General features: G+C 71.7%; 17 protein-coding genes, 1 tRNA gene and 1 pseudogene. 4 read left to right on the plus strand and 15 right to left on the minus strand.

Annotated features, from left to right (window positions below; genetic code table 11):
- Nucleotides 1-145 precede the first annotated feature (145 nt).
- A pseudogene (locus ACL02U_RS01440) lies at nucleotides 146-1,796 on the minus strand (MDR family MFS transporter); the annotation flags it as partial.
- 13 nt (nucleotides 1,797-1,809) lie between these two features.
- The gene (locus ACL02U_RS01445) at nucleotides 1,810-2,331 is read right to left on the minus strand and encodes a MarR family winged helix-turn-helix transcriptional regulator (protein ID WP_412788711.1); all 522 of its coding nucleotides are present in this window, start codon (nucleotides 2,329-2,331) and stop codon (nucleotides 1,810-1,812) included.
- A gap of 616 nt (nucleotides 2,332-2,947) precedes the next feature.
- Here ACL02U_RS01445 and ACL02U_RS01450 point away from each other — a divergent pair.
- Nucleotides 2,948-3,139, plus strand: a complete 192-nt coding sequence (locus tag ACL02U_RS01450) for a hypothetical protein (protein WP_412788712.1) — start codon at nucleotides 2,948-2,950, stop codon at nucleotides 3,137-3,139.
- Between the two features lie 177 nt (nucleotides 3,140-3,316).
- On the opposite strand, the gene ACL02U_RS01455 is transcribed toward ACL02U_RS01450, so the two are convergent.
- The 8 genes from ACL02U_RS01455 to ACL02U_RS01490 all read right to left on the minus strand — a co-directional run bounded on the left by ACL02U_RS01455 (nucleotide 3,317) and on the right by ACL02U_RS01490 (nucleotide 8,728).
- Entirely contained in the window at nucleotides 3,317-4,222 is a 906-nt protein-coding gene (locus tag ACL02U_RS01455; protein WP_412788713.1) for an RNA polymerase sigma factor SigF, read from the minus strand.
- A 446-nt stretch (nucleotides 4,223-4,668) separates the two neighbouring features.
- A complete protein-coding gene (locus ACL02U_RS01460; protein ID WP_412788714.1) occupies nucleotides 4,669-5,523 on the minus strand; it encodes an RNA polymerase sigma factor SigF in 855 nt (284 codons plus the stop codon).
- 178 nt (nucleotides 5,524-5,701) lie between these two features.
- The gene (locus ACL02U_RS01465) at nucleotides 5,702-5,995 is read right to left on the minus strand and encodes a Dabb family protein (RefSeq protein ID WP_412788715.1); all 294 of its coding nucleotides are present in this window, start codon (nucleotides 5,993-5,995) and stop codon (nucleotides 5,702-5,704) included.
- A complete protein-coding gene (locus tag ACL02U_RS01470; RefSeq protein ID WP_412788716.1) occupies nucleotides 5,992-6,171 on the minus strand; it encodes a hypothetical protein in 180 nt (59 codons plus the stop codon). The genes ACL02U_RS01465 and ACL02U_RS01470 overlap by 4 nt, the downstream gene beginning before the upstream one ends.
- A 550-nt stretch (nucleotides 6,172-6,721) precedes the next feature.
- A tRNA-Ser gene (locus ACL02U_RS01475) sits at nucleotides 6,722-6,806 on the minus strand.
- A 69-nt stretch (nucleotides 6,807-6,875) separates the two neighbouring features.
- A complete protein-coding gene (gene tadA / locus ACL02U_RS01480; RefSeq protein ID WP_412788717.1) occupies nucleotides 6,876-7,307 on the minus strand; it encodes a tRNA adenosine(34) deaminase TadA in 432 nt (143 codons plus the stop codon).
- Between the two features lie 59 nt (nucleotides 7,308-7,366).
- Entirely contained in the window at nucleotides 7,367-7,900 is a 534-nt protein-coding gene (locus ACL02U_RS01485; RefSeq protein WP_412788820.1) for a hypothetical protein, read from the minus strand.
- Between the two features lie 615 nt (nucleotides 7,901-8,515).
- Nucleotides 8,516-8,728, minus strand: coding sequence for a hypothetical protein (locus ACL02U_RS01490; RefSeq protein WP_412788718.1), 213 nt, complete (start codon nucleotides 8,726-8,728; stop codon nucleotides 8,516-8,518).
- Nucleotides 8,729-8,866: 138 nt separating this feature from the next.
- On the opposite strand from ACL02U_RS01490, the gene upp reads away from it, so the two are divergent.
- Nucleotides 8,867-9,502 carry a uracil phosphoribosyltransferase gene (upp, locus tag ACL02U_RS01495; protein ID WP_412788719.1) on the plus strand — a complete coding sequence of 212 codons (636 nt, stop codon included), beginning with the start codon at nucleotides 8,867-8,869 and terminating at the stop codon, nucleotides 9,500-9,502.
- A gap of 68 nt (nucleotides 9,503-9,570) precedes the next feature.
- Here the strand turns inward: upp and ACL02U_RS01500 are convergent, their stop codons facing one another.
- From ACL02U_RS01500 to ACL02U_RS01515, 4 genes are all read right to left on the minus strand, one after another.
- Nucleotides 9,571-10,215 carry a LytR C-terminal domain-containing protein gene (locus tag ACL02U_RS01500; RefSeq protein ID WP_412788720.1) on the minus strand — a complete coding sequence of 215 codons (645 nt, stop codon included), beginning with the start codon at nucleotides 10,213-10,215 and terminating at the stop codon, nucleotides 9,571-9,573.
- A 141-nt stretch (nucleotides 10,216-10,356) separates the two neighbouring features.
- The gene (locus tag ACL02U_RS01505) at nucleotides 10,357-10,653 is read right to left on the minus strand and encodes a type II toxin-antitoxin system VapB family antitoxin (RefSeq protein WP_004943146.1); all 297 of its coding nucleotides are present in this window, start codon (nucleotides 10,651-10,653) and stop codon (nucleotides 10,357-10,359) included.
- A 639-nt stretch (nucleotides 10,654-11,292) separates the two neighbouring features.
- Entirely contained in the window at nucleotides 11,293-11,970 is a 678-nt protein-coding gene (locus ACL02U_RS01510; protein ID WP_412788721.1) for an HdeD family acid-resistance protein, read from the minus strand.
- 61 nt (nucleotides 11,971-12,031) lie between these two features.
- Nucleotides 12,032-12,628: an HhH-GPD-type base excision DNA repair protein gene (locus ACL02U_RS01515; RefSeq protein ID WP_412788722.1), complete on the minus strand. Its 597-nt coding sequence runs from the start codon at nucleotides 12,626-12,628 to the stop codon at nucleotides 12,032-12,034.
- 305 nt (nucleotides 12,629-12,933) lie between these two features.
- Between ACL02U_RS01515 and ACL02U_RS01520 the strand changes: the two genes are divergently transcribed.
- Entirely contained in the window at nucleotides 12,934-13,248 is a 315-nt protein-coding gene (locus ACL02U_RS01520) for a hypothetical protein (protein WP_412788723.1), read from the plus strand.
- A 261-nt stretch (nucleotides 13,249-13,509) separates the two neighbouring features.
- Here the strand turns inward: ACL02U_RS01520 and ACL02U_RS01525 are convergent, their stop codons facing one another.
- Complete coding sequence (locus ACL02U_RS01525; protein ID WP_412788724.1) at nucleotides 13,510-15,498, minus strand: PE-PGRS family protein; 1,989 nt, start codon at nucleotides 15,496-15,498, stop codon at nucleotides 13,510-13,512.
- A 329-nt stretch (nucleotides 15,499-15,827) separates the two neighbouring features.
- On the opposite strand from ACL02U_RS01525, the gene ACL02U_RS01530 reads away from it, so the two are divergent.
- On the plus strand, nucleotides 15,828-16,421 hold the full coding sequence (locus ACL02U_RS01530) for a DUF4291 domain-containing protein (RefSeq protein ID WP_412788725.1): 594 nt from the start codon (nucleotides 15,828-15,830) through the stop codon (nucleotides 16,419-16,421).
- Nucleotides 16,422-16,563 lie beyond the last annotated feature (142 nt).

The raw sequence follows: 16,563 nt of genomic DNA on the forward strand, positions 1-16,563 counted from the left end.
GGGTGGACGGGATCGATGCCGCGGCCCGTGGTGGAGCCGCCGGCCAGGGTCGGGGCGGTGGCCACCCGCGCAGGGGCCGGTTCCGCCGCGGCGGTGTCCGAGCCCGGGACGGTCCCCCCGGCCGCGGGGGTGGCGGCCTCGGCGGGGTCCGGGACGCCGGCCTCGGCCTTCGCCGCGGTCTCCGCGGCCGACTCGGCGGCCTGCGCCAGGGCGCCGGTGGTGCGCAGCGGTACTTCCTTGATGAACAGCGTCACGAGGAAGGCGAGGAAGGCGACCGGGGCGACGTAGAGGAAGATGTCGGCGATGCCGTGCCCGTAGGCGCCCTCCAGCCAGTTCCGGATCGGGGCCGGCAGCAGGTCCATCTCGGGCAGCCGGCCGGTGCCGGAGGCCTTGGCGGCGGCCATCTGCTCCTGCGGACCGAGCTGGCCGATGGTCTCCCTGGCGTGGTGGCCGATCCGGGTGGACATCACGGAGCCGAGCACCGACACGCCGACCGCGCCGCCGAGCGAGCGGAAGAACGTGACCACGGAGGACGCGGAGCCGAGATCGCTCGGGGCGACCTGGTTCTGCGTGCAGAGCACCAGGTTCTGCATCATCATGCCGACGCCGAGGCCCATCAGCGCCATGAAGATCGACAGCCGCCAGTAGGGGGTGTCGTAGCGCATCGTGCCGAGCAGGCCCAGTCCGGACGACAGCAGCAGCCCGCCGGCCAGCAGCCAGCCCTTCCAGCGGCCGGTGCGGGTGATGACCTGGCCGGAGACCGTGGACGCCACGAACAGGCCGCCGATCATCGGGATGGTCATGACGCCCGACATGGTCGGCGACTTGTCGCGGGCCAGCTGGAAGTACTGGCTGAAGAAGACGGTGCCGGTGAACATCGCGACACCGACGAACATCGACGCCACGGAGGCCAGCGAGATGGTCCGGTTCCGGAACAGGCGCAGCGGGATGATCGGCTCGGCGGCCCGGGTCTCGACGAAGAGGAAGACCAGGGCCAGCAGGACCGACCCGCCGACCATGGCGGAGGTCTGCCAGGACAGCCAGTCGTACTTGTCGTCGGCGAAGGTGACCCAGATGAGCAGGAGCGACACCGCCGCGGAGATGAAGAACGCGCCGGCCCAGTCGACCTTCACCCGGCGCTTGGACTGCGGAAGGTGCAGCGTCTTCTGCAGCACCACCAGGGCGATCAGCGCGAACGGCACACCCACGTACAGGCACCAGCGCCAGCCGAGCCAGCTGGTGTCGGTGATGACGCCGCCGACCAGCGGGCCGCCGACGGTGGCGACGGCGAAGGTGGCGCCGAGGTAGCCGGAGTAGCGGCCGCGCTCACGCGGGGAGATCATCGCCGCCATGATGATCTGGGCCAGGGCGGACAGGCCGCCGGCGCCGATGCCCTGCACCGCGCGGGCGGTGATCAGCATTCCCGGGTTCTGCGCCAGACCCGCGGCGACGGATCCGGCGATGTAGACGACGAGCGCTATCTGGACGAGCGCCTTCTTGCTGACCAGGTCGGCGAGCTTGCCCCAGAGCGGGGTCGTGGCCGTCATCGCCAGCAGGGCGGCGGTCACCACCCAGGTGTAGGCGCTCTGCCCGCCGCCGAGGTCCTTGATGATCTCCGGCAGCGCGTTGGAGACGATGGTGGAGGACAGGATGGCGGCGAACATGCCGAGCAGCAGCCCGGAGAGCGCCTCCATGATCTGCCGGTGCGTCATCGGAGCGTGGCCGCCGGCGGTGCCGTGGGAGCCTCCCCCGTGCTTGGCATGAGCCCGCACACCGGCTGGTGTGGTCGTTGCCATGGGCTTCCTTCTCTTACGTGCGTGTGTGCGCGGGTGTACGGGTGGTCGGGTCGGGCTCGGGCTCGTGGACGGGCCCGGGGGCGGGTGGCGGGCGGTGCGGTATCGGGCGGCAGTCGTCGAAGCTCGCCCGCAGCCGGGTCATGAGCCGGATGAGCTGGGCGACCTCCTCGTCACTCCAGTCGTCGAGCCGTTCCGCGAGCAGTTGCGTGGTCCGTGCCGACAGGGCTTCCAACTGCTGCCGGCCCTCGGCTGTCAGCCGCACGATGCGGGACCGCCTGTCCGCGGGGTCGGGGGAGCGTGCGATCCAGCCCCGCTCCGCGACGTGCGCGACGTGGCGGCTGGTGACCGACACGTCCACGGCCAGCAGGTCGGTGAGCCTGCTCATGTGCATGTCGCCGTAGCGGCCGAGCAGGGTCAGGACGGCCGCCGAGCCGCTGGGGCAGTCGGCCGGCAGGATGCGACCCAGTTCGCGCTTCACCGCGCCGAAGGCGCTGAACTGGCGGATCAGCTCCTCGTACTGCGCCCTTCCCGCCATCACACCTCCCAAGTTCGTTGCTTAGGGCAACCATAAAGCTATTTGGTTGCCGCAGGCAAATAATTCGGCGAGGGGTCGATTAAAGAATCGGCAAAGGAGGCCGCTGCGGTGGTGCACACCGCCTGCGCAGTGGGCGCGTCCGACCGGGGAGCGTCGCCCCGGCCCCGGACCGGTAGGGGAGGAGTGAGGGAGAGGGGGAGGGGGAGGGAGAGGGGGAGGGAGAGGGGGAGGCGGTCAGGGCGGTGGCGGGTCGCGGAGGGTCGGGCTCCGGCGGCGCATGCGGCCGCGCCCGGCTCCCGGCGCTCGGCGTGGGGTGCCGGGCGCATACGGGACCTGCCGGGAGCGCGGGTGGGCATGCGGTACGCGCACGGGGTGCCGGTGCGCAGCCGGAGGGCGGTCCGCCCGGCCTTCCGTCCGCGTGACCCTTTCGCTCGCCGGGCTCTCCGTCCCCGGGCTCTCCGTCCCCGGGCTCTCCGTTCGCCCGGCCCTCCGTCCGCGGGGCCCTTCCGTCCGCCTGGCCACCCGGTGGTCGAACGTTTCCACCGCCTGCTGATGAGAACGCCAGTCCCGGACCCCCACTTGGGCCTCACCGGCGGATTCGCTAGGGTCTCGGGCCATGGCTAACACCCAGGGCCCCCAGGGCAACTACGACCCCGCCGGCAGCACTCAGATGTTCCGCGCGTTCGTGGACGAGGACCCTCAGGGCGAGCAGCAGCGTGCCTCCTCCGGTCCCCGCATCGGCCTCGTCGTGGGCGTGGCCGCCGTGGTGGTGGTCGTGGCGGTGGTCGCCTGGCTCGCCCTCATGTGACAGCGGCCGCCCCGGCGGCCGTCACGTCGACCGCGGGACGCGCCCGCGTGGCCCTCGGCCGCCGGGCGCGTCCTCGTCGTACCCGAAGGTCCGGTGCCGCAGGCCGCCGGGCCTCCGAGGCCTGGACGCACCTGGTGCCCGGGTCCGTCAGGAGGCCCGGGCACCAGGTGCCGGCGGTCAGTCTGAGATGAGGCCCTCCCGGAGCTGCGCCAGCGTCCGGGTCAGCAGTCGGGAGACGTGCATCTGGGAGATGCCGACCTCCTCGCCGATCTGCGACTGGGTCATGTTGGCGAAGAAGCGGAGCATGATGATCCGCCGTTCCCGGGGCGGCAGCTTGGCCAGCAGCGGCTTCAGGGACTCGCGGTACTCGACGCCCTCCAGCGCCGTGTCCTCGTAGCCGAGGCGGTCGGCCAGGGAGCCCTCCCCGCCGTCGTCCTCGGGAGCGGGGGAGTCCAGTGAGGAGGCGGTGTAGGCGTTGCCCACCGCGAGGCCGTCGACGACGTCCTCCTCGGACACGCCGAGCACGGTCGCGAGTTCGCTGACTGTGGGCGAGCGGTCCAGCTTCTGGGAGAGCTCGTCGCTGGCCTTCGTCAGGGCCAGCCGCAGTTCCTGGAGCCGGCGCGGGACGCGCACCGACCACGAGGTGTCGCGGAAGAACCGCTTGATCTCGCCGACCACGGTGGGCATCGCGAACGTCGGGAACTCCACGCCGCGTTCGCAGTCGAAGCGGTCGATCGCCTTGATCAGGCCGATGGTGCCGACCTGGACGATGTCCTCCATCGGCTCGTTGCGGGAGCGGAAGCGGGCTGCCGCGTACCGGACCAGGGGGAGGTTGAGCTCGATCAGCGTGTCCCGGACGTAGGCGCGTTCGGGGCTGTCCTCGCCGAGCACGGCGAGCCGCAGGAACAGGGAGCGGGACAGGGTGCGGGTGTCGAGGGACTCCGACGCCGGAGGTGCCGGTGCCGGCGCGGCCGGGAGGGCCGCAACGTCGTCGATGGGGCCGAGCGCGTCGAGAGCCTCCGGCGCTGCCTCGCCCTTCGTGAGCGTGAGCACCACCTTCGAGCTGCCCTGGTCTGCGGACATGCCACCCCCTCTGGGTCGCGGGACGGTCGCGGCGTCGGTCCTCTGGAGAACCGCAGCCTTCACCTGAATACCGGAGCCGGAGCCACGGCAAACGCTCTTCCCGCAGAATGTCACATGTCGGCAACGCGCCGTAGTGACTTGTCGACAAGTCAGCGGCCAAAACCCCCTGGAAACGAGGGGTCTGACAGGCTTTCGGCGCCGGAACGCCGGGATCGGCCCAGGTGGGCGATTCGCTCTTGGGGGTGATGCCTCGCTCCGGCTTTCGGTTGTGCGCCGGTCGCGTGCGTGACCGGCCGGGGCGCGGAGGCGCAGTACGCCGGCAGCGGTTCGCCCGGTGCGCCGGGAGGGCGCGCCTCACGCGGGAGCCGGAGGGCTCGCCTCACGTGGGGGGCGGGAGGGCTCGCCTCATGCGGGGAGGCGGGCCGCGGACGCGCGTGAGGGGCGGGTCACGCGTCGATCCGGTTCGCCGACCTCAGTCGCTGGAAGCTGCGCGCGAGCAGTCTTGAGACGTGCATCTGGGAGACGCCGAGTTCGGCGCTGATCTGCGACTGGGTCAGGTTGTTGTAGTAGCGCAGCAGCAGGATGCGCTGTTCCCGCTCGGGGAGCTGGACGAGCAGGTGCCTCACCAGGTCGCGGTGCTCGACCCCGTCCAGGGCGGGGTCCTCGTAGCCGAGGCGGTCCAGCAGACCCGGCATGCCGTCACCCTCCTGGGCCGCCTCCAGCGAGGTGGCGTGGTACGACCGTCCGGCCTCGATGCAGGACAGCACCTCCTCCTCGCTGATGCGCAGCCGTTCGGCGATCTCGGCGGTGGTCGGGGAGCGGCCGAAGGCGGTGGTCAGGTCCTCGGTCGCGCTGTTGACCTGGACCCACAGCTCGTGCAGCCGGCGCGGCACGTGGACCGTGCGGACGTTGTCGCGGAAGTACCGTTTGATCTCGCCGACCACGGTCGGCATCGCGAAGGTCGGAAACTGGACCCCCCGGTCCGGGTCGAAGCGGTCGATGGCGTTGATCAGCCCGATGGTGCCGACCTGAACGACGTCCTCCATCGGCTCGTTGCGGGAGCGGAAGCGCGCGGCCGCGTAGCGTACCAGGGGAAGGTTTGCCTCGATCAGCGCCGCCCGCACCCGGTCGTGCTCCGGGCTGCCCGGCGTCAGCTCCTTGAGCTCGGCGAAGAGCACCTGGGTGAGCGCCCGGGTGTCGGCGCCGCGACTGCGCTGCGGGGCGGCGGTCCCGGTGGTGTTCTGGGGCGGTGCTTGAGGCGCAGTACTGGCCGGCACGGTCAACTCCACCTCGTCATCCATCAACTCATCGGTCAAAAGCGGTCATAGCATCACAAGACATGTGCACTGTGTGCAAGCACCGCATAACACCGTGTTGATAACAAGATGGATCAAAACCGGACGTAATCCACAGAGGGGCTCCCCGCCGTTGCGGCGGGGAGCCCCTCGAACGTCGCGCCCGGGCGTGCGGTCGCCGGGCTCAGAACTCGTAGTCCGCAATCACCCAGGTAGCGAATTCCTTCCACAGCGCCACGCCCGCCTGGTGCTCGGGGTGCTCCACGTACCGGCGCAGAGCGGCCGTGTCGTCGAACGCCGAGTTGATGGCGAAGTCGTAGGCGATGGGCCGGTCGCTGAAGTTCCAGCCGAGCTCCCAGTGGCGGATCTCGCCGATCTCGCCGTCGAGCGAGCGGAAGGCCTCGACGCCCCTCACGACGCGCGGGTCGTCCCGCTCGACGCCCTCGTCGAGCTTGAACAGGACCAGGTGGCGGATCATGAGTTTCCTCCGTTGGCGACCCAGGTCATGAAGTCGCCGATGGCTTTGGCGGCGTCCGAGATGCCCTCGAACCCTATCTGGACGTAGTCCGCGGCCTTGGCGGGGTCCGTGATGATCACGTACAGCGCGAAGACCACGAGCACAAGGACGGCGATCTTCTTCGCGTTCACCGCCATCGCGGCCTCCCCTGTCACTTTCCTGCCCCGTCGTCCCCCTGCGGGACCCGTGTCACCGGCGGTGAGTGTAACTTCGCGGCGCAGTCAAGGGCAGTCTCGGGGTTCGGCTGCCGACCGACCCTGCGTGACCACGTCATGGTCGGCATCGAGCGCCTTCCCGCCGTCGCGGTCCCGGACCGGCTCAGCGCCCTGGGCGGGCCCCCTGGGCAGACCTCCACGGCAGGCCGTTGGGCACCGGTGCCGCCGCCGAGCCGCGGGCGCGTGGGCCCGCTGCCGCCCGCCATCCCCCGGAAGGTCCGCCACCTCCGCTACCGGGCCGCCGAAGCTTGGCCTGTCCAGCACCGGCGTCGGGCACTTGGGCTCGTTCAGCGAACCGGGACGGAAGCCGGGACCGAAGCTGAGACCGAAGCCGGAACGGAAGCCGGGACGGAAGCTGAGACCGAAGCCGGAACGGAAGCCGGGACGGAAGCTGAGACCGAAGCCGGGACGGAAATCGAGACGGGGACGCGCGAAGGGTCCGGCTCGATGAGCCGGACCCTTCGTCCACCAGCGGTAGCGGAGGGATTTGAACCCTCGGTGACTTGCGCCACACTCGCTTTCGAGGCGAGCTCCTTCGGCCGCTCGGACACGCTACCGAGGGAGACCTTACAGCACCGGGGCCAGGCTCAGAAATCGGTATGTGCCGAGGCCGGCGCGGCACCGGATCAGCGGTCGCGGAAGAACTCCGTCAGCAGGCCCGCGCACCGGTCAGCCAGTACGCCCTCGATCACCTCGGGCCGGTGGTTGAGTCGCCGGTCGCGTACGACGTCCCAGAGCGAGCCGACGGCCCCCGCCTTCTCGTCGCGGGCACCGTAGACGATCCGGTCGACCCGGGACTGCACCAGCGCGCCCGCGCACATGGTGCACGGCTCCAGGGTGACCACGAGCGTGCAGTCGGTCAGCCGCCAGGTGCCGAGTTGCCGTGCCGCACGCCGTACGGCGAGCACCTCGGCGTGCGCGGTGGGGTCGCCGGTCGCCTCCCGCTCGTTGTGGCCGACGGCGAGCACGGTGGTCCCGTCCGGGGCGAGGACGACTGCGCCGACCGGCACGTCCCCGCCCCGGGCGGCCTGTTCGGCCTGTGCCAGGGCGAGGAGCATCGCCGGCCGCCAGGGGGCGCGGACCGGGTCGGGTGGGTCGGGGACGGCTTCGGGGAGAGTCAGCGGACGGCCTCCAGGATGTCGGCGGCCTCCAGGGCCTCGGCGATCTCCGAGAGCGCGTCGCTCTCGAAGGCCAGCAGTTGCTTCTCGCTGACGCCGAAGTCGTCGAGGAGCGCGGCGTCACCCACCGGGCCCTGCGGCACGGCCCCGGCGCCGGTGCCGTCGTCGGCGTCGTCGCCGGCGCCCTCGGGCTCTCCGTCCTCCGTGCCGTCGAGGTCCAGGGCATCCAGGTCGGTGCCGTCGTCGCCGGGTTCCCGGCCGAGCAGTTCGTCGGTGAGCAGCAGTTCGCCGTAGGAACTGCGGGCGGCGATCGCGGCGTCCGAGACGAAGACCCGGGGGTCCTCCTCGCCGTCCACGCGGACGACCCCGAACCACCCGTTCTCCTGCTCGATCAGCACGAGCACGGTGTCCTCTTCGGGAGAGGCTTCCCGGGCCAGGTCGGCCAGATCCGACAGGGTCTCCACATCGTCGAGCTCTGTGTCGCTCGCTTCCCACCCGTCTTCGGTGCGCGCGAGCAGTGCGGCGAAGTACACCGTGACTCTCCCACTGGTCATAGGCGTGCCGGTTGGGGATCCCCCCGGCGGAGGTTGAGGGCGGTCAAGCGGTGTCCCGAGTCCCGCCCACTCGGAATCGTGGCAGAAACAAGGCGTTCTGGGGATGTCTTCGACTCCCTGTGTCCGGCAGTTTTGACCGGAGGGGATCGGACACGCCGTGCGCCTCGAGGCCGGGCCCATCGGCCGGCCCCTCGCCACACCTGCGGATCGTACGCGGGCCTGCACTTCTTCCCCCTGCCCCCCCCGCTCGACGCCCGCCGTCCCGTGGATCTTCCCGGGTGCTCTTCCCGGGTGATCCTCCGGCGGCGGTGGGCCGAATGCGCGCCGGGCGCGTTCCGAGACCCGGCTCGGGGCCCGATGCGGACCCCGTCCTGGACCTCGGCTCCGGACCTTTCCGGCCCCGCCCCGGACCACCGGACGCCCGACCTCCGCCCCGGACTCCCCGACTCCCGGATCCCGGGACTTCCGGATCCCCGGACTCCCGGACCCTCGGACTCCCGGATCCCGGACCGCCGCTTGAGGAACCAGCCCCGGGCCGTCCCACTGCGCGAGGCGCGTGGCGGGCGGGCGGGTGGGCGAGGTGCCGGGCCCCCGCTACCAGCGGAAGGTGCGCATCCGCATCGCGTGCCGAAGCCGGGCGGCCTTGACGCGGCGCGGCTGGACGCGGGCGCGCAGCTCCCGGGCCTCGGCGAGCTCTCGCAGGAACTGCGCCCGGCGGCGCCGCCGCTCGACGTCCGTCTCCGGCGCCCGGTCCCGGCCGTCGGGCCCCGAGTCTCCGTGCTCGGGTGGGTCGGGCAGGTCAGGCATGGGTGCACCACCCCCAATCCGTTCCCACCACCTTCCCGCCGACGGCGGGTTTGAAGCCAGGGGACGGCGCGATCCTTCCGCAGTGGCTCACGGAGAGTGGGGTCCGTGGTGTGCGCGGCCCCGGCTACTGTGGTGGCCATGCGTCTCCACGTCGTCGACCATCCCCTGGTCGCCCACAAGCTCACCACGTTGCGCGACCAGCGCACCGACTCAGCGACCTTCCGCCGTCTCGCGGACGAGCTGGTCACCCTGCTCGCCTACGAGGCCACCCGGGACGTGCGCACCGAACAGGTGGACATCCGCACACCGGTCGCCGAGACCACCGGCGTGAAGCTGTCCCACCCCCGCCCGCTGGTGGTGCCGATCCTGCGGGCCGGACTGGGCATGCTCGACGGCATGATGCGGCTGCTGCCGACCGCCGAGGTGGGCTTCCTCGGCATGATCCGCAACGAGGAGACCCTCGAGGCGTCCACCTACGCCACCCGCATGCCGGAGGACCTATCCGGCCGTCAGGTGTACGTGCTCGACCCCATGCTGGCGACCGGCGGCACCCTGGTCGCCGCGATCCGCGAGCTGATCGGGCGGGGCGCCGACGACGTCACGGCCGTGGTGCTGCTGGCCGCGCCCGAGGGCGTCGAGGTCATGGAACGTGAACTGGCGGGCGCCCCGGTCACGGTGGTCACGGCCGCCGTGGACGACCACCTGAACGAGAACGGCTACATCATCCCGGGGCTCGGTGACGCCGGGGACCGCCTGTACGGAGCGGCCGAGTAGGGCTGCGCCGCTCGACGGTTCCTCGCTCGACGGTTCTCGTCCAGCAGTTCTCGCTCAGCTGTTCCCGTTCAGCAGCTCTTCCTCGACGCGGTGGGCGTCGGCTTGGGTGCGGTCAGTGCGGCCAGTGCCCGGTCGGCGTCCACCTTGGTGTCCAGCTCCTTGAACCCGGTGCCGAGAATGAGGTCGACCGCGGTGTCCTTGCGCGCGGCGTCGGTGCGGCGCTCGGCGGTGCGCAGTTGGGTGGCGAGGACGGGCAGCGAGGTGTTGAGCGAGGCGGTGGGGCCCAGCAGTACGCCTGTGCCGGCGACCTTCTTGTCGTACTTCGCGGTCGCGTTGCCCACCACGCCGATCTTGAAGCCGCGCTTCTTCAGCTCGTCGGCGGTGCGCCGGGCGAGCCCGCTGCGGGGGGTGGCGTTGAGGACGTTGACCGTGATCTGGCCGGGCTTGGGCAGGGTCACGGGCGAGGCGGAGGGGGAGGGACCGGCCCCGGTCGGGCAGTCGGCGCCGGGGCCGGCCGCCGAGGCCTTCTTGCCGCCACCGGTGAAGACATCGATGAGCTGCAGTGAGCCCCAGCCGGCCACGCCGAGCAGAGCGGCACAGACGACGGTCGCGACGGCGAGTCTGCCGCGCCGCCGCGGGCGCTTCATCCGCGGGTATTTGTCCCCCGTGATCCGGTACTGGCCGCCCATGCCGGGAGGAGTCAGCATGCTCATGGCCGCAGCGTAGTGCGCTGCGGCGGCGATTCCTACTACATGATCATTAGAGGGTGCCCAGGAGAACCCGAAAGGACCAAACCGTGACCCGGGCGCGGTCGTCCGGTGACCGGAAGGCCGCCTTCCGCGGGATTTCCGCCGTCAGTCGAGTTCGAGGACGCGCGCGTGCAGCACCTGGCGCTGCTGGAGCGCGGCACGCACGGCGCGGTGCAGCCCGTCCTCCAGGTACAGGTCGCCCTGCCACTTCACGACGTGTGCGAAAAGGTCGCCGTAGAAGGTCGAGTCCTCGGCGAGCAGGGTCTCCAGGTCGAGCTGCTGCTTGGTGGTCACCAGCTGATCGAGGCGGACCGGGCGCGGCGCGACGTCCGCCCACTGCCGGGTGCTCTCCCGGCCGTGGTCGGGGTACGGCCGGCCGTTTCCGATGCGCTTGAAGATCACACGGAAAGCCTACCGGGCCAGACGTTCCGGGCGCAGCCATCGAGACGCAGTGCCGGGAGGCAGAAGTCGCCGCGCTTCAGGACATACTGCCTGTCCCGGTGTCGCGCGAGCGCTGTACACAGGCTGTGGACAACCTTCCGGGGTCGGCGAAACCGTGTGGGGGCGTGGGGGTGCCCGCGGGCCGCTGCTCCGCCGGGCCGCTGCGCAGGCGGCCCACAGCGCAGGCGGGCCACAGCAGAGGCGGCGCGCCGGCGGGTTGGCGGGTCGGCGAGGGTCGGCGTGCGCTGCGGCGGGCCCCTGTGCGGTCCGGCGGAGCCCCTGTCGGAGTTCGGCTGGCGAGCCCACGGGCCCGGTGGCGGGGCCGATCCCCGGGCCCGTGGGCTCGCCTCGACCCGGCTGGTCCGTCGGGCCCGCATCACCTGGTGCGGGCGCCGGGACCCGGTGGGGCGCCGGGACCCGGTGGGGCACCAAGCCCCGGCGGAGCACCGGGCCTGGGGGCGCGGACCGCCGCCACTGCCGCACCCGCGGTGCGTGCGGTGCCGTAGTCCCCGCCGTCCGGACGGTCCTGTCACCTGCGCCCGCGTACTTCGCCGGTCCGCTGCACCGCGGAGGCGGAAATCACCCGGTCGGCGTAGCGGGTCAGAGCGAACGGGGGACCTGCCGGGCTCGCCCTCGGATACTGATCGCGGTGATGACCTCGACCGCGCCGACCACGATCAGCCAGATACCGCCCAACAGCGTGAGCACGGTGACCGACTCGACGGGGGAGTCGATGAGGACGATCCCCGCGACGAAGGTCAGCACGCCGAGGAAGATCTGCCAGCCCCGCGCAGGCATCCCGGGGTCCGAGGCGGCGGCCAGGGTCTGGGTGATGCCGCGGATCAGCCAGCCGATCCCGATCCACAGGCCGAGCAGCAGGATCGACTGCATGGGCCCGCGGAAGCAGAACAAACCCAGCAGCACGGACAGGGCGCCGCTGACGAAGGCCAGCACGCGCAGGCCGGTCGAGCGGTGCGTGCCGAACGCGGCCACGAGCTGGAAGACCCCGCTGATGACCAGGTACAGGCCGAAAAGGATCCCGGCGACGAGCAGCGAGGCGCCCGGCCACGCCAGGACCAGTACACCCAGCACGAGCGAGGCGACACCGGTGAGCAGGACCACCTGCCAGGCGGCGCGAGACAGGGCGTGCAGAGGGCCTTCCAGGGGAGGTTCGGCCTCGTGGATTTCGTGGCTGCCCGGTGGGTTGTGGGGATGCGCGTGGACGGCGCGGTCGTCGCGGTCCTGGCCCCAGGGGGCGCCGGTCGGTGCCTCGGTCATGGTCCATGCTGGTACCGGCCGCGGACGATCCGCCACTCGGGAACGCCCGCCCGGCTGACGGCTACCGCTTCCCGGCGGCCTTCGCCGCCTTGGCCGCCGCCTTCATCTCCTGCTTGTGCGCCCGCACCTTGGCCAACGACTCGGGGCCGGTGATGTCGGCGACGGACCGGAAGGATTCCGGTTCGCCGTAGGAGCCGGCGGCCCTCTGCCAGCCCTCGGGGGCGACACCGAGCTGCTTGCCGAGGAGGGCGAGGAAGATCTGCGCCTTCTGCCTCCCGAACCCGGGCAGCTCCTGCAGCCGGCGCAGCAGCTCCCGGCCGTCGTCGACGCCCTTCCAGACGAGTTCGGCGCTTCCGTCGTAGTGCTCCACCAGGTACTGGCACAACTGCTGGATGCGCCGGGCCATCGAGCCCGGGTAGCGGTGCACCGCCGGCTTCTCGGACAGCAGGGCGGCGAAGGCCTCCGGGTCCTGAGCGGCGATCTCGTGCGCGTCGAGGTCGTCGGAGCCGAGCCGGTCCGCGATCGTCCGCGGTCCCTTGAACGCCCACTCCATCGGTACCTGCTGGTCGAGCAGCATGCCTACCAGAGCGGCGAGCGGGGAGCGGCCGAGCAGTTCGTCGGCGTCCGGATCCTGGGCGAGGTGCAGCGTCACGTCCATCCCCCGATGATCCCGCGCGCGGGATCTCCGCGCCCGGCGGGGCCCGCCGGGTCCGCCGCGGCCGCCCGCCTCCCCGACGGAGGCCGAGCCGTACAGCCGACGCCCGGCACTGCGAACCGCCATGCGGCCGCTGACACCCGCGCTGCGCGGGTACCGGAGCCCGCCCGCGCACCGACCTGATCTTCACCGTTCCTGATCTCCACCGTTGTCACCGTCGGCGCGGCCCTGTTCCATGTGTGGCTGAGGTGCCGTATCGAGGTGGCCGCACGCGAGCGGCGGCCGCAGCCCAGGAAGGAGACGCTCAGATGGTCAGTGCGCTGACGCCGGTGTCCGGAGCCGGACAGAGGGTGGAACGCGGGGAGACGTTCGCGTCCTTGTCGGTGCGGGCCACCGGCGAGGACGGGCAGCCTGCGGGCGGGGCGGTCGTCAGCTTCTACGTCGACGACTCCCAGGGGACCGGCACCGCGTTCCACGGCGGTTCCCCCGTCATGGTCACCACCAACGAGAACGGCGTCGGCTCGACCGACGTACCGCTGGAAGCCGGGGACTCGGCCGGAACCGTGCGGATCCGGGTCCTCGCCGGGGCGGCGCAGACCGCGTTCACGGTCGACGTCGTCTGAACGGACCCGGCCGCCGTCGCGCGGGGCGGCTCGGGCGTGTTCACGAGAACGCCCGACCACCTCGGCTCACGGGCGGCCCCGACCGCCCGGGCCGAGGCGGTCAGGGCGCGTCGGTGCCGCCTGGAGCCGGAGCCGGAGTCGGAGTCGGCACGGGAACGGCGGCCCCGCACCGAGTGCCCCCGTTGGTGTCGGCCACGGCCTGAACACGGCTGTCGGTAGGCACCGACACGGCGGTGGGCAGGCACCGACAGTGTGTCCCGGTCACCGGTCCAGCAGTTGGTGCATGACGGTTTCGGGGATGGCGGGGTTGGCGGCGGCGCGGGCCGCGGTCGTCCTGTCGCTGAGGAGGGCGGCCAGGACGCGGGTGGGCAGGCGCGGGTCGGCGGCTGCCTCGTCTCGTATGCCGCGGTGCGGGTCGTCGAGCAGTCGGATCACGGACGCGGTGGACAGGCGGTGGTCGCGCAGGGCGCGCCGGCGGACGCTTGAGTCCGCGTCCCTGCTGAACCGCTCCACCAGCTCGGCGGTCGACTTCGGATCGAGGAGAGCGAGCCCGCGCGTACGGGGGTTGGGATCGTCCGCGAAGCGCAGGGTCCCCTGCCGGGGGAAGTTGGGGTGCTCGACCATCCGTGCGGCTGAGTAGCCGTTCCAGCTCTGCGCCATCTCCAGGAGTACGCCGGCCGGGGCCTGGGCACATTGTTCGGCCAGGAAGAGCCGGACGACCCGGTCCTCGTCGTGCGCCAGGAGGTCGACCACGTCGGCCGGCAGGTTCTTCGCGCACGCGGCGCTGCGGCGGAGCATCACGTGCGCGGAGGCGGCGCAGCGCCGCATGGCCTCTTCGTCGTCCTCCAGGTCCCGTACCCACTGGAGGGGATAGCAGCGGGCGCTGGGGTCGAACTCGATGTCGATCAGGGAGCGTTCCGCTTCGGTGAGGTCCGGGCGGACGGACACCAGCCATCGAACACCGGGTTCGAGGTCGCGGCCGAGCAGGGACACCAGGTCGGTGTCCAGGCTCGGGTTCTGCGCGGTGGCGCCGCGCAAAGCGGTATCGGTGCCGTGGACCAGATCCTCGGCCAGCCCACGTGCGAGTACGCAGGTACGGGCAGCGCGTTCCCGCCCTTCGTCGTCGGGCAGTTCGGCGAAGCCGGCCGCCGAGAGCGGGGTGGAACGGTGGTACCGCAGGAGGGCTTCGGCCCGCACATCGGCATCCGGGTCCGCGAGGAGGGCCTCCTGTGCCGAAGGGGCCAGGTGAGTCCAGGCGCGTGGGGCGGCCACCCTGCGTACCTGGGGGTCCGGGTCGGCGGCCAGCGCGGCGAGGTGCCGTACCGGCAGGTCGCGGTGGCGGGCCAGTTCGGCGCGCACGCGCGGGGCGGGATCGGCGGCGAGCCGGGTGTAGGTCGCGGCGGTGAGCGCTGCCCGGTCGTCCACCGCGCAGGTGAGGAGGACCCACCGGTGATGGGCGTCGGGATCGTGGAACAGTTCGGCGCGCTGCTCGGCGTCGAGCAGCCATCGTTGCGCCAACTTCTTGCGTACCCGCCACTCGGGGTGCGCGACCCAGGCCCCGACCACGTCTTCGGGGAGTTCCCGATGGGCGAGCCAGGACGGGAACGGCTCACCGGGAGGGACGTCGAGGAGACGGAGCAGCACGGACGAGGGCGCGAGGCGGTTCCTGCCCAGCCCGTCGCGCCATGCTTCCCGCAGCCCCGCCGAGGCGGTCTTCCACCGCAGGACGCTGCTCCAGTCGGCTTCCCGCTCCTCCGGGCTCTCCGAAGCCAGGGCCTGTGCCGACGATTCCAGCCAGTCGGTGAGCGGGGTGACGGCGACGAACCAGACCGCGTACTCCTCGGTGGTGACGCCCAGGACACTCTCTCCGTCCAGGGACATCGCCACGAATTCCGGTTGGCCCGCCCCCGTGCCGAGAACCCCGGCGAGATCCCAGTGCTCCGCCAGCCGCACTCTGGTCCAGTGGCCGCTTTCGCAGCGGGTGCAACCCAGGTCGGCGACGCTGATCAGGAACTCTCCGTCCGTATTGACCACGTCTTTCCCGACGGCGATTCGGTGCCATTGCCGGTTCAACTCGGCAACCAGGTCGGCATGGTCGTTCGGCACCGAGAACGTGGGCTCCGTGCTCCCCGCGATCACAGGTCGCCAGGCGGCTGCCGTGGGCCGCGCATGGGAGACCTGGCCGTGCCCGACCACCTCCAGGCCGGCGCGACGGAGCAGTTCGACCAGTTCACTCTTCCCGTCCGTCATGACGGACATCCTCCTTCACGGCCGACGAGGTGTGCCGGCACCCGCGGAACCTCCGGCATACCCCTGCTCAGCCTCGGGGCTCCGGACGCAGCCGCGGAGGTGGCCGCGGGATGGGAGCCCGACCGGTCCGCCCGCATGCGCAGGCGACACCCGGCACGTCACGGACCGGGCGCTCAAGGATCCCGCCGACACGACCGGCGGTCTCCTGCGGGGCCGGGCCACCGACCGGTCAGCCCGTTCGGGAGGGCCCGGGCACGCTGTCCCCCGGGCCTTCGCCCGTTGAGGTAATGCGATGGCGCGCGTGAGTCAGGGGGCGCACCCTGGTCCCCGTGACAGAAGGCGCACACCGGATTCGAGCCCAGCACACGGAGTCCACGGTCACCGTCTACCAGGCTTACCCGCCGGAGATCGGTCTGCCTGCGGCGAGGGACGGCTGCTTCCCGGCGGTGTGGAAGCGGGACCGGATGACGTGGATCAAGCCGTCGTTCCTCTGGATGATGTATCGCTGCGGGTGGGGCGCCAAGGAGGGGCAGGAGGTGGTCCTTGCCGTCGAGATCACCCGTGAGGGCTTCGAGTGGGCGCTGCAACGCGCCTGCCTGACCGCCTACGAGCGGGGTCTGCACGCCGACCGTGCCGCCTGGAAGCGTCAGTTGAAGCGAGCACCGTCCCGGGTGCAGTGGGACCCCGAACGCGATCTGCGCCTCCGGCCGCTTGCGCACCGATCGCTCCAGCTCGGCCTCGTCGGCGAAGCGGCGCGCCTCTACGCCGATGAGTGGACCGTCGCCGTCACCGATGTCACACCGCTCGCCCACACCGTCCACGCCCTGGTACGGGACGGAGACCTGGACGCCGCACGGCAACTCCTGCCCCGTGAAAGTCCCTACCCCGTGACCGAAGGAGCCCTGGCTCAACTGCACCTGTGACCCTCGCCGTCAGCGGAGGCGATCTCCCCGGCCACCCGGTGAGTCAGCGCCCGACAGTCGCACCCGGCGACACTCGGCCCCGACATCGGCGACCTTGACGGCGAGCAGCTCGCCCTTCTCCGACGGAATTCTCAGCGGAGTC

It is taken from the genome of Streptomyces sp. MS06, from assembly GCF_047200655.1.
Classification (GTDB): domain Bacteria; phylum Actinomycetota; class Actinomycetes; order Streptomycetales; family Streptomycetaceae; genus Streptomyces.